The following is an 11,516-nucleotide window of genomic DNA, read 5'->3' as shown; positions in this document are numbered from 1 at the left end:
GATATAGGTAGTTGCCTCAAAATAAGCTATTGGTTTTAAAAGCATTGCTAAAATACTAAAGATATTATACGATTTTGGGTTTCGGATGTTCGATTTTTCGTTATTGTTTATTTTAACGGTGGTGTTCGAGAGGGCTTCGCTGTGCCAGATTTATTTTGATTTCGGATTTAGTGTTTAGAATTCAGAACTTTATCCAATAGGTTTAATAAATTTGCGCATGGCTAAAAATGAACAGGACGATGAATCTGAAAATGTCAGAGAGGCAAACACCTATGCCAAGTTCAGCGGTGTAGCTTTCCAGATGATAGCGGTTATTGGTGTATTTGCTTTTGCAGGTTATAAAATTGATGAGAGCATGGCGCACCGGGTAAAATGGGTAACGGCTGTGTTATCGCTTATTGGGGTGTTTATTGCATTATATATTGTTATCAGATCTGTAAAAAGTTGAAATTACTACCTACTGTATTATCCTATTTATCGTTTATTATTATCATAGCTGTACCACCTCTGGTTCTTCCTTATATTGGTTACGGCAATTTGCTTACCCCAAAGTTCTGGCTGCTGTTTTTTTTTCTGTCGGGTCTTACCTTTTTAACGGTAATTGCTATCCTGATGGTGGCCAAAATCAACAAAGAAATGTATGCCCAGGCCTTTTTGGCCGCGACGACGGTTAAGCTATTGGCTTGTATGTTTTTCGCCTTGATTTTTCTTTTAAAAAACAAGGTAAACAGGTACGTTTTTGTGGCCGATTTTTTTTATATATATTTCTTAAATATGGGTTTTGAAATTTATGGTTTGTTACGTAACTTGCGCAACCAAAAAATAAGGTAGAAAACTTCATCTAGATGAATAATAGCTCGATTTTGAACTCAAAAATATTTAAACCATTACTGATTTCCGCGCTTTTTTTGCTTTTCTGTGTTAAGCCAACATTATCTTTTTCACAAGAAAAGGCTGCGGAAGCAAGCGAAAAACCATTTGATCCGAAAGAAGTAGTATTTGAACACATCGGTGATTCACACTCCTGGCCTGTGGCAATACCATTTATGGATGAGCACTTTGTTTCATTGCCTATTATTCTGTATACAGATAAAGGTTTGGAAGTTTTTTCTTCTGGGAAATTAGGTTTCCATCATGAAGAAGGTCACGAAGCTACAATTTACAAAGGTGAGCATTACAGCTATAAGCTTGAAGATAAAAAGATACTGGCGGTTGACGAAGCAGGTGAAGTTATTAAAGATGCTAAAGTATATGATTTTTCTATCACCCGAAATGTGATCAGTATGTGGCTGGGAATGATTGTATTATTGATTGTATTTTTTAGTATTACTTCGGCCTATAAAAAACGCGTAGGTAAAGCACCAAAAGGTTTGCAGGCGTTGCTGGAACCGGTTATCCTTTTTGTAAGGGATGATGTGGCTATTCCTAATATAGGTGTTAAGTATGTTAAATACATGCCTTTGTTGCTAACTATTTTCTTCTTTATATTGATCAACAACTTATTAGGTTTGGTTCCCTTCTTTCCGGGAGGCTTTAACCTAACCGGTAATATTGCGGTAACTATGGTGTTGTCGGTAATAGTACTTGTTGTTATTAACTTTAGCGGTAATAAATACTACTGGAAACACATTTTTACACCTGATATTCCATTGTGGCTGTATCCTATTATGGTTCCGGTTGAGATCATCGGTATCCTGTCAAAGCCATTTGCATTAATGATCCGTTTGTTTGCGAACATTACAGCCGGTCACATCATTGTATTAAGCTTAATATCCTTAATATTTATCTTTAAAACTGCATGGATGGCAACAGTGTCTGTACCGTTCGTAGTATTTATGGATTGTATCGAGTTGCTTGTAGCGTTTTTGCAGGCCTTTATTTTTACGATGCTTACTTCCCTGTTTATCGGGATGGCTGTTGAAGAGCATCACCATTAATCTGAATTAATTATAATTATATATACACGTTAAATTATCAAACAATGATTGGAATGATTGGAACAATTGCACAAGCCGCTGCTACAGGCGTTGTGGGCTTACAAAAAATTGGTGCAATTGGTGCAGGTTTAGCTGTTATTGGCGCTGGTATCGGTATCGGTCAAATCGGTGGTAAAGCCGTTGAAGGTATTGCCCGTCAGCCAGAAGCTGCCTCAAAAATTCAAACTAACATGATCATCGCTGCAGCCCTTGTTGAAGGTGTTGCTTTGTTTGCCGTGGTAGTTGCTCTTCTCTAATATTTATTAGAAGGAAAGAAAAAGAACAACCCGGGGCGATTGGCTCCGGGCTTGTTTTAAAGAGGTTAAAAAAGAATAAACATATAAAGTAAATATCTATACATAATTATGGACTTAGTTACCCCCAATCTTGGTTTGGTTGTCTGGACAACGATATCCTTCGCGATCCTGCTGTTTTTACTGGGCAAATTTGCCTGGAAACCTATCTTAGGCGCCCTTAACGATCGTGAACGTTTTATTGAAGATTCACTGTCAAAAGCCGAAGCTGCTAAAGATGAAATGGCCCGTTTAACCAACGAGAATGAGTCGTTACTGAAACAAGCCCGTGCCGAGCGCGACCAGATACTGTCTGAAGCCCGCAAAGTAAAAGAGCAAATGATAGTTGATGCCAAAGAGCTTGCCCACAAAGAAGGTGCACGCATGATTGAACTGGCCCGTGTGGAGATCAACAACCAGAAATCAATAGCTATGGCTGATGTTAAAAACCAGGTAGCTACCCTGTCATTACAAATTGCCGAGAAAGTATTACGCAAGCAATTTGAAGATCACCAGAAACAAGACGAACTGGTGAGCCAACTATTAAAAGAAGTGAAATTGTAAATAGATTTAAGATATGAGATTTGAGATATGAGACAGAAATAGTCCCGGTCTCACATCTCACATCTCACGTCTCACATCTCAAAAATATATGTCAGAATTAACAGTAGGAACCAGGTACGCCAAATCGCTAATTGACCTAGCGCAGGAACAAGATATTGTTGATGCGATCAAGGCTGATATGGATCTGTTTTTGCATACCCTTAAGGCAAATCCTGAACTTAAAGCTGTTTTAAGTAACCCGATCATCGCCCACATCAAAAAAATAAAAATACTGGATGAAGTGTTTGCTGGTAAGGTGAACAAGGTTACCATCGCGTTTTTTAAATTGATGGTTAACAAAGGTCGTGGTGAGGTTTTATATACTACCGCACTGGAGTACATAAACCAGTTTAACATCAAAAGGCATATCACCAAAGCAAAAGTTGCTTCGGCTACAGCGCTTTCTGCGGCTAACAAACAAACGCTGATTGCTGAATTGCAAAAGACAATTGGCGGTACTATTGAACTGGAAGCTAAGGTTGACCCAAGCCTGATTGGTGGCTTTGTACTAACCGTAGGCGACAGGCAGGTAGATACCAGCATTGCAGCCAGCTTGAAAAAATTAAAGAAAGAATTTGCCGAACAGGCAGCTTAATATTAACACTAAAACTCTAAATAAATTTTAAACAATGGTAGAGGTAAGACCAGACGAAGTATCGGCAATTTTGCGTCAGCAGTTGGCAGGCTTCAAGTCAGAATCTGAATTAGAAGAAGTGGGTACTGTACTCCAGGTGGGTGACGGTATTGCACGCGTTTATGGATTGACAAAAGTACAATCAGGAGAGCTTGTAGAATTTGGCACAGGATTGCAAGGTATCGTGCTTAACCTTGAAGAAGATAACGTGGGTGTGGTATTGTTAGGTAGATCTGACGATATTAAAGAAGGTGATACGGTAAAACGTACCAACCGTATCGCATCTATCAACGTAGGTGAAGGTATGCTTGGCCGTGTTGTGGATACTTTGGGTACCCCAATTGACGGTAAAGGCCCTATCACTGGTCAAACTTACGAAATGCCTTTGGAGCGTAAAGCACCTGGTGTAATCTATCGTCAGCCGGTAACTGAGCCTCTGCAAACTGGTATCAAAGCTATCGACGCGATGATCCCTATCGGCCGTGGACAACGTGAGCTGGTAATCGGTGACCGTCAAACTGGTAAAACCGCTGTTTGTATCGATACCATCATCAACCAAAAAGAATTTTATGATGCCGGTCAGCCGGTTATCTGTATATATGTTGCTTGCGGTCAAAAAGCAAGTACAGTAGCAAACATTGTACGTACACTGGAAGAAAATGGTGCTATGCCATATTCTATCATTGTAGCTGCAAACGCTTCAGACTCTGCAACCATGCAGTTCTTTGCTCCGTTTGCAGGTGCCGCTATCGGCGAGTACTTCCGTGATACCGGAAGGCCAGCTTTGATCATCTATGATGATTTGTCAAAACAAGCTGTTGCTTACCGTGAGGTATCACTGTTATTACGTCGTCCACCGGGCCGTGAGGCTTACCCAGGTGACGTATTTTACCTGCACAGCCGTTTATTAGAGCGTGCCGCTAAGATCAACGCGAATGATTCTATCGCCCAGGCGATGAACGATTTGCCGGAGTCTATCAGAGGTATCGTAAAAGGTGGTGGTTCATTAACCGCTTTGCCTATCATCGAAACCCAAGCTGGTGACGTATCTGCCTATATCCCAACCAACGTAATCTCAATTACCGATGGTCAGATATTCCTGGAATCAAACCTGTTTAACGCGGGTGTTCGTCCGGCCATTAACGTAGGTATCTCGGTATCACGTGTGGGTGGTAACGCGCAGATCAAATCCATGAAAAAAGTAGCCGGTACCTTGAAATTGGATCAGGCTCAATATCGTGAGTTGGAAGCGTTCTCAAAATTCGGTTCGGATCTTGACGCCTCAACAAAAAACGTGTTGGACAAAGGTATCCGTAACGTAGAGATATTGAAACAAGGTCAGTTCGCTCCGGTATCTGTTGAAAAACAAGTTGCTATTATATACTTAGGTACAAAAAACCTGATGCGTAGCGTGCCTGTAAAAGATATCAGGAAATTTGAAGTTGAATTTACCAGCCAGTTAGAGGCTCGTCATCCAGAAGTTTTAGCTGCCCTTAAAGCAGGTAAATTCGACGACCAGATCACCGGCGTATTAGAAACTGTAGCCAAAGAACTGGCAAGTAACTATTAATCAGATGTGCAGATATGCTGATTTGCAAATGTGCAGATTAGCATATCCTCCATTGATTTTTTAAGATTTAAAAACCGTGTAATGTTGCATTTGCACATCTGCACATTTAAAATTTGCACATCGTAAAGAATGGCTAATTTAAAAGAAGTAAGAAACAGGATAACATCTGTATCATCAACCCAGCAGATCACCAAGGCCATGAAAATGGTTTCGGCGGCTAAGTTGAAACGTGCTACAAATGCTATTGTACAATTGCGCCCTTATGCCAATAAGCTAAAGGAGTTGCTGGCTAATTTATCTGCAAGTTTAGAGGATGGTTCATCACCTTATCTGCAGGAGCGTGAGCCTGTACGTGTATTGGTGATTGTAGTAACCTCAAACCGTGGTTTGGCTGGTGCTTTTAATGCCAACGCAATTAAAACAGCTAACAACCTTATTGCCGAAAAATATACCAAGCAATTGCAGGCTGGTAATGTTTCGATAGTAGCTATCGGTAAAAAAAGCCAGGAGTATTATCAGCGTCGTAAGTACAACGTAATTGGTAACAATAACGATTTGTACCTTGACCTTAACTTTGAAAATACTTCCAAAATTACCGAAAGCATTATGGAAGGTTTTGTTAATGGCAATTATGACCGTGTGGAGCTGGTGTATAACCATTTCAGGAACGCGGCAGTACAGTTTTTAATTGCCGAGCAATTGTTGCCAGTACCAAAACCTGAAAAACAAGAAGAGGTAAAAACTGCTAATGTTGATTACATACTGGAGCCTTCGCAAGAAGAAATCGTAGAGCAGTTGATACCTAAAAATATCAAGATACAAGTATATCGTGCTGTATTAGACTCCAACGCTTCTGAGCATGGCGCCCGTATGACAGCCATGGATAAGGCGACTGAAAACGCAGGCGAATTGTTAAAAGCCCTTAAGCTTTCATACAACCAGGCCCGTCAGGCAGCCATCACCACCGAGCTTACCGAAATTGTGAGTGGTGCCGCGGCTTTATCCGGACAATAAAATTTATAAAAGAGTTTATAGTAAAAAGGTCTTCTTGTATAAGAAGGCCTTTTTTGTGTTTGCTTTTTTCTGACCGGTTTAGCTTTCAACAAGCACACGATTACCTACGTCTGATCTTTTATGGTAAAATATGTAAGACCCGGCCAACAGTAAAATAGGCAGGATGATAAAGATCAAAGCCGGCAAAGGTCGGCCCAGGACGATGTTGGAATACAAGGCACCCAATATGTCGAACGCGATACCAGCATAGGCCCATTCTTTCAATCGTGGATAACCAGGAACAAGAATCACCGCGAAGGCCAGGAGTTTGGCAATACCCAAAAACGGCACCAGGTAAGCAGGGTATCCGAGTCCGGTAACTATCTTGACCGAATCAGGGTAAGCGATAGCGTCAAATACCGAACCTACGCCAACCACAGCAAGCAATATACCCGTGCAGATCCAGTAAAATATATTTATCTTCTTCATAACTATTTAGCCGTTTGCTTCAGATCGAAATTGATCATCCATTGTATGCCGAATTTATCCCGGCACATGCCGCAATAGGCTCCCCAAAAGGTTTTGTTAAGCGGCATTTCTATTTTACCACCCGCGGCCAGGCCATTGAATAGCTTGTCGGTTTCGGCCTCACTTTCGGTATTAATGTTGATGTAAAAGTTATTACCCATGGTTAAGGTTTGCCCCATTGATTCTAAGGTGTCGGTGGCCATCAGGTTATTATGTTTACCCATAGGAAGCGATGCGTACATGATCTTTTCCTGATCTTGTTTAGGCATCCGCTCAAAACCGGGACTTTCATTAAAACGCTGAAAACCTGCAAATTCTACACCGAATATGGATTGGTAAAATTTCATGGCCTCTTCGGTATTGCCCATGAAATTTAAATAAGGATTAATGCTGATCATGATTATTGTTGTTTTGTTAAAACAAAGGTAAGCGCTATATCTATTAGACATGATGTGCTAATACGACAATCTTAGGTAGGGTATTGCGACAAAATGGTATATTTAATCATGATCAACATTGCCATCTTAACGCTCAAAAACGCGGTCATGGCCTCCATCGCCGATGCTGCCTATGTATTTGCTACCGTTAATGAACTCTTGGAAAACTCAGGCAAGCCCCCTTTATTCATTGTAAAATTGGTTGGCTTAGACAAAGAGGTAAAATTAAACAATGGTATTTTCTCCATTAAGCCGGATGTGATCATAGATGATTTGCCGCAAACCGACCTGATCATTATCCCATCCATGATGGGTGATGCTATTGCTGCTGCTTACGTAAACAAAGATTACGCGTCCTGGATAATTGATCAATATAAACAAGGTGCCGAGGTAGCCAGTTTGTGTACAGGCGCCTTTCTGCTGGCATTCACCGGTTTATTAAGAGACAGGCAATGCACAACGCACTGGGCCTATGCCAACGAATTCCGGTATTATTATCCCGATGTAACCCTGGTCGACGAAAAAGTGATCACGCATCAGCATGGATTATACTCAAGCGGCGGTAATAACGCGTACTGGAACTTGCTGTTGTACCTGGTCGAAAAATATACCAACCGCGAAATCGCCATCCATACCGCTAAGTTTTTTGTGATCGATATCGACCGCAGGTATCAATCGCCCTTTATTATTTTTAACGGCCAAAAGAACCATGAAGACGATACCATCTTGAAGTCGCAGGAATTTATTGAACAGAATTATAAAGGAAAGTTAACTGTCGACCAGATAGCGGATGTTTTTAATGTGAGTCGCCGTACGTTTGAACGCAGGTTTAAAAAGGCCACGCGGTGCACCGTGGTCGGGTACATCCAACGTGTCAAGATCGAAGCCACTAAAAAACTACTGGAAACCGGTAAACGGTCGATCAATGAAGTGATGTATCATGTTGGCTATTCGGATGTGAAAACCTTTAGGGATATTTTTAAAAAAATAACCGGCATGACCCCGAACGATTACCGGATTAAGTATAACAAAGAAGCGGCTGTTTTATAATACTATTTCAACTCATTCAATACCGCCCTTTTCAATGCCATGATATAGCCACAGTGCAATCCTTCGTGAAATGGCAAAAACTCCATGGCTTCATTAAACGAATTGATGGTGGTGCCGTAACGACTCAACCAGGCAGGGTAATTGGTAAATATATTAGCTTGCATATCGGCCTCCAGGCGATCAATACTGCTCAGGAAAAGTTCTTTAATATGGGCTATCTCTTCTGTATCAATAAAGCGTTCGGGTTTGGTATCCGGCCTGAAAGGGGTGTAGTATTTATCCTCAACAACATGTGGCAATCCTGCACGGGTATAGCATATACCTTGTTGCCCGGATATCAGGTGGGCCAGGTTCCAGATGAGGTTATTATTAAAACCGGTAGGTATGTGGTTAAGTTGCTCGGTGGTAAGGCCCTCAACCTGGGTAAGTATAAACTTTCTGGGTTGTTTTATAAATTCAGATTTGAACATGTTTGGTTTATTTGAGTAAGGCTAAATTATGAAGATTAGATGTATTATTTGATCAAATTACTTAATGATGATTGCGAATACTTTAAGCCTTATATCTTTTATCATACCTTTGCCAATTAAAATTTTAGTATAGTTAATGCAGCACGACAGTTTAAATAATACGCAGGCCCCGGTAAAATATAGCCGCCCTGTTATTTATTTTTTATTGTTGTGGACAGCATTGAACGTGCTGCAGTCGGCTACGCTGGAGCTGCATGCCGATGAGGCCTATTACTGGGTATTCTCGCGCATGATGGATTGGGGATTTTATTATCACCCGCCTATGGTGGCTGTATTTATCCGCATGGGTGATACGCTGATGCATAATGAGCTCGGCGCCAGGTTGATCACTTTGCTATCGAGCACGGGAGCCATATACCTGGTCTGGTTGATGCTGAAGCGATATGAGGTAAGCGCCAAATGGTTTATCCTGCTGATGTCGGGGATACTGATATTTCATGTATATGGCTTTACCGCCACGCCAGATGCCCCGCTGTTATTTTTTGCTGTACTCTTCTATTTTTTTTATCAGCAATATCTCGATGGCGATAGTTGGTTACTGGCTATTATACTTGGCGTTATAGTCGCCTGTTTGCTGTATAGCAAATATCATGGCATTTTGCTGGTTGGCTTTACCCTCTTATCCAATCTGAAGTTATTAAAGCGGGCCTCGTTTTACCTGATAGCGGTGCTGGCTCTGGCTCTATTTGTGCCCCATATCATATGGCAGTATCATCATCATTTCCCGGCGATAAACCTCAATTTATTTGAACGTTCTGAAGGGGGCTTTGATATTACTTACGGCTTTATTTACCTGGCAGCCCAGTTGCTTATTGGCGGACCGCTCATTAGCTGGTTTATATTCTACAAGGCCTTCACTGCCAAAATAAAAGATGCCTTTATGCGTGGCCTGATGGTTAACGCGGCTGGTGTTTTTATATTTTTTTATCTCAATACCTTAAAAGTAAATGTACAACCGCATTACACGCTGATAGCCTTTGTTCCCTTAATCATGTTGGCATTGATCGGTATTAAACAAAAAGAACTTAACCCGGTGTGGCTTTACAGGTTGGCGGTGGTTAATGTGGCACTTATTGTTGCTTTCAGGCTTTGTATGGTAGCCGGTTTTTCGTTTTTAAAGGAAAATAATCAATTGGCCAGCTATTATGGATTCAGGGATTGGGCCAAGGCGGTACAGGCCAAAGCCGGTGATCATTATGTGATCATGAAGGATGAGTATCAAAATCCATCTAAATATTGCTTTTACACCAATTCATTAAAAGGCTTCGGGTACGATTCGCGCTATTACCGCACCACCCAGTTTGATATGTGGCCTTTTGAGGATAGCCTGCAGCATACCGATATATATTACCTCACCGAGGATAAAATAAAAGGAATATCGACAGATAGTATCCATACCAGTAATACCGCGGGTAAATGGCATGGTGGCTGGGTTAAAGACGTGCGTACTTATCAAAAAGTGATCTGTAAACCCGCTGTGGATAGTATGACCTCGATGCCGGGACAGCAGCAGTCGGTAGAGATGCTTATTACCAATCCATATCCTTTCCCAATTAGTTTCAGCAATACCAATACCTTGCATCCGCTTACGGTAGAAGCTTGTTTTTTATTGGGCGAAGACATCGTAGAGATACAATCGGCCCCTCAAAATATTTATGACCTGCCCACGTTAAAACCCGGTGCACAGGTACACTATAATTTTACATTTAAAGCCCCGCTTAAAAAAGGCAATTACGGCCTGTTTTTTTCCTGGCGAACAGAACCGTTTGTAGGAAGCAGAAACAGCACTTATATCAAGTTTACAGTTAAATAATACATCACCCCATGCTTAAAAAACTATACCTTTTTGCAATCATTACCTTTATAAGCAGTACCGCTGCTTTGGCACAAAATAGTCTCGATATCCATTTTAATGGAATGGGTTTTCTGGATAACCGCGAATACAAACCTTTTGTGCTACGTTCACGCACTTACTCGGGTGTGCGTACGGAGTTGGATATGGGTTTAAATATCGATAGTGTGCATCACTTTATTGTAGGTGCCAACGCCCTGCATGAATTTGGCGCGCAGCCTTATTTTGTAAAGGTTAATCCCGTGGCTTACTACAGCTATACCGGGAAAAACTGGTTGTTTAACGCGGGCGCGTTTCCACGCGAAGGTTTGCTGGACGATTACCCACGTGCTTTGCTGAATGATACGCTGCGCTATTATCGCCCTAACGTAGAAGGTTTACTGGCCCGTTATCACAACGAACATTTTACTGAAACCGGCTGGATCGACTGGGTGAGCCGCCAAACCGATACCGAACGCGAGGAGTTTTTATTTGGATTCTCCGGTAAATACCGCCCTTCGCTTTTCGGCCCTTTTTATGTATCGCATTACTTTTTGCTGTTGCATGATGCCGGTCCGGGTATTCCTATCCCCAATGATCATATACAGGATAACGGCGGAGGCCAGATCCGTTTAGGTCTTGATTTTAGTCATAAAACCTTTTTAGATTCGTTATCTGTAGAAGCAGGTGGCATGATGTCATTTGAGCGCACCCGTGGCGTTGATGGCTTTCAAAAACCAAAAGGGTTTATAGCCAATGCTTATTTAGGCTGGCACAAATTTGCTTTGTTTGATGAGTTTTATAAAGGCGATGGCAGTCATATCATATACGGCGATTCGTTTTATCAGTACAAAACCTATAACCGTTTGGATATTATTTATACGCCGTTTTTATTTAACCGTATAAAAGGGCAGTTTATTTTAAGCTTTCACCAGGTACCCGGATCTGCTATGAGCAACCAGGAAGCATTTAGGGTAACGTTTGATCTGGGCCGGAAAACCCTGCTCAAGTTTAAAGATTAGTAAAGAAAGAAATTAACCTTAGTCAGGTATCAAGTTTTAGTATCAAGTA

The 11,516-nt window shown here is 41.4% G+C and carries 14 protein-coding genes; 11 read left to right on the top strand and 3 right to left on the bottom strand.

The genetic code is table 11. The features are described 5' to 3' along the window. Positions 1 to 217 precede the first annotated feature (217 nt). The 8 genes from AC57BQ_RS19455 (at position 218) to atpG (ending at position 6,090) form a co-directional block, all read left to right on the top strand. Positions 218 to 448 carry an AtpZ/AtpI family protein gene (locus tag AC57BQ_RS19455; protein ID WP_496407845.1) on the top strand — a complete coding sequence of 77 codons (231 nt, stop codon included), beginning with the start codon at positions 218 to 220 and terminating at the stop codon, positions 446 to 448. Beyond that, positions 445 to 831 (top strand): hypothetical protein, encoded by a 387-nt coding sequence (locus AC57BQ_RS19450; protein ID WP_496407844.1) that lies wholly within the window; start codon positions 445 to 447, stop codon positions 829 to 831. The genes AC57BQ_RS19455 and AC57BQ_RS19450 overlap by 4 nt, the downstream gene beginning before the upstream one ends. Positions 832 to 863: 32 nt before the next feature. After that, positions 864 to 1,937, top strand: coding sequence for a F0F1 ATP synthase subunit A (gene atpB, locus AC57BQ_RS19445; RefSeq protein ID WP_496407843.1), 1,074 nt, complete (start codon positions 864 to 866; stop codon positions 1,935 to 1,937). A 53-nt stretch (positions 1,938 to 1,990) separates the two neighbouring features. Then, a complete protein-coding gene (atpE, locus tag AC57BQ_RS19440) occupies positions 1,991 to 2,233 on the top strand; it encodes an ATP synthase F0 subunit C (RefSeq protein WP_090472659.1) in 243 nt (80 codons plus the stop codon). Between the two features lie 108 nt (positions 2,234 to 2,341). After that, positions 2,342 to 2,833, top strand: a complete 492-nt coding sequence (atpF, locus tag AC57BQ_RS19435) for a F0F1 ATP synthase subunit B (protein WP_090472554.1) — start codon at positions 2,342 to 2,344, stop codon at positions 2,831 to 2,833. A gap of 88 nt (positions 2,834 to 2,921) precedes the next feature. Further along, positions 2,922 to 3,467: an ATP synthase F1 subunit delta gene (gene atpH, locus AC57BQ_RS19430; RefSeq protein ID WP_496407842.1), complete on the top strand. Its 546-nt coding sequence runs from the start codon at positions 2,922 to 2,924 to the stop codon at positions 3,465 to 3,467. Between the two features lie 34 nt (positions 3,468 to 3,501). Continuing rightward, positions 3,502 to 5,076 (top strand): F0F1 ATP synthase subunit alpha, encoded by a 1,575-nt coding sequence (atpA, locus tag AC57BQ_RS19425; protein ID WP_090472552.1) that lies wholly within the window; start codon positions 3,502 to 3,504, stop codon positions 5,074 to 5,076. Between the two features lie 129 nt (positions 5,077 to 5,205). Then, the gene (gene atpG, locus AC57BQ_RS19420; protein WP_496407841.1) at positions 5,206 to 6,090 is read left to right on the top strand and encodes an ATP synthase F1 subunit gamma; all 885 of its coding nucleotides are present in this window, start codon (positions 5,206 to 5,208) and stop codon (positions 6,088 to 6,090) included. Positions 6,091 to 6,168: 78 nt separating this feature from the next. On the opposite strand, the gene AC57BQ_RS19415 is transcribed toward atpG, so the two are convergent. Beyond that, positions 6,169 to 6,558 (bottom strand): DoxX family protein, encoded by a 390-nt coding sequence (locus tag AC57BQ_RS19415; protein WP_496407840.1) that lies wholly within the window; start codon positions 6,556 to 6,558, stop codon positions 6,169 to 6,171. Positions 6,559 to 6,560: 2 nt separating this feature from the next. Beyond that, positions 6,561 to 6,995 (bottom strand): VOC family protein, encoded by a 435-nt coding sequence (locus AC57BQ_RS19410; RefSeq protein WP_090472549.1) that lies wholly within the window; start codon positions 6,993 to 6,995, stop codon positions 6,561 to 6,563. Between the two features lie 108 nt (positions 6,996 to 7,103). On the opposite strand from AC57BQ_RS19410, the gene AC57BQ_RS19405 reads away from it, so the two are divergent. After that, positions 7,104 to 8,084, top strand: coding sequence for a GlxA family transcriptional regulator (locus tag AC57BQ_RS19405; RefSeq protein ID WP_496407839.1), 981 nt, complete (start codon positions 7,104 to 7,106; stop codon positions 8,082 to 8,084). Positions 8,085 to 8,086: 2 nt separating this feature from the next. Here AC57BQ_RS19405 and AC57BQ_RS19400 read toward each other — a convergent pair whose 3' ends face one another. Next, a complete protein-coding gene (locus AC57BQ_RS19400; protein WP_496407838.1) occupies positions 8,087 to 8,554 on the bottom strand; it encodes a DinB family protein in 468 nt (155 codons plus the stop codon). Positions 8,555 to 8,690: 136 nt separating this feature from the next. Between AC57BQ_RS19400 and AC57BQ_RS19395 the strand changes: the two genes are divergently transcribed. Both AC57BQ_RS19395 and AC57BQ_RS19390 read left to right on the top strand, forming a co-directional pair. Beyond that, positions 8,691 to 10,427 carry an ArnT family glycosyltransferase gene (locus tag AC57BQ_RS19395; protein ID WP_496407837.1) on the top strand — a complete coding sequence of 579 codons (1,737 nt, stop codon included), beginning with the start codon at positions 8,691 to 8,693 and terminating at the stop codon, positions 10,425 to 10,427. 11 nt (positions 10,428 to 10,438) lie between these two features. After that, positions 10,439 to 11,467 (top strand): lipid A deacylase, encoded by a 1,029-nt coding sequence (locus AC57BQ_RS19390; RefSeq protein ID WP_496407836.1) that lies wholly within the window; start codon positions 10,439 to 10,441, stop codon positions 11,465 to 11,467. The last annotated feature ends 49 nt before the right edge of the window (positions 11,468 to 11,516 follow it).

The sequence above is a fragment of the Mucilaginibacter sp. BGA-UO-ETr-C110 genome (genome assembly GCF_059567985.1).
Note: the sequence above shows the minus strand (reverse complement) of the source record. Positions and strands in the feature narration are given on the sequence as shown.

Excerpts from the sequence above, each read along its gene's own strand:
- AC57BQ_RS19390 (WP_496407836.1), top strand. The coding sequence starts at position 10,439 with ATGCTTAAAAAACTATACCTTTTTGCAATCATTACCTTTATAAGCAGT.
- atpA (WP_090472552.1), top strand. The coding sequence starts at position 3,502 with ATGGTAGAGGTAAGACCAGACGAAGTATCGGCAATTTTGCGTCAGCAG.
- atpF (WP_090472554.1), top strand. The coding sequence starts at position 2,342 with ATGGACTTAGTTACCCCCAATCTTGGTTTGGTTGTCTGGACAACGATA.
- AC57BQ_RS19410 (WP_090472549.1), bottom strand. The coding sequence starts at position 6,995 with ATGATCAGCATTAATCCTTATTTAAATTTCATGGGCAATACCGAAGAG.
- AC57BQ_RS19415 (WP_496407840.1), bottom strand. The coding sequence starts at position 6,558 with ATGAAGAAGATAAATATATTTTACTGGATCTGCACGGGTATATTGCTT.
- atpE (WP_090472659.1), top strand. The coding sequence starts at position 1,991 with ATGATTGGAACAATTGCACAAGCCGCTGCTACAGGCGTTGTGGGCTTA.
- AC57BQ_RS19395 (WP_496407837.1), top strand. The coding sequence starts at position 8,691 with ATGCAGCACGACAGTTTAAATAATACGCAGGCCCCGGTAAAATATAGC.
- AC57BQ_RS19405 (WP_496407839.1), top strand. The coding sequence starts at position 7,104 with ATGATCAACATTGCCATCTTAACGCTCAAAAACGCGGTCATGGCCTCC.
- AC57BQ_RS19400 (WP_496407838.1), bottom strand. The coding sequence starts at position 8,554 with ATGTTCAAATCTGAATTTATAAAACAACCCAGAAAGTTTATACTTACC.
- atpH (WP_496407842.1), top strand. The coding sequence starts at position 2,922 with ATGTCAGAATTAACAGTAGGAACCAGGTACGCCAAATCGCTAATTGAC.
- atpG (WP_496407841.1), top strand. The coding sequence starts at position 5,206 with ATGGCTAATTTAAAAGAAGTAAGAAACAGGATAACATCTGTATCATCA.
- AC57BQ_RS19455 (WP_496407845.1), top strand. The coding sequence starts at position 218 with ATGGCTAAAAATGAACAGGACGATGAATCTGAAAATGTCAGAGAGGCA.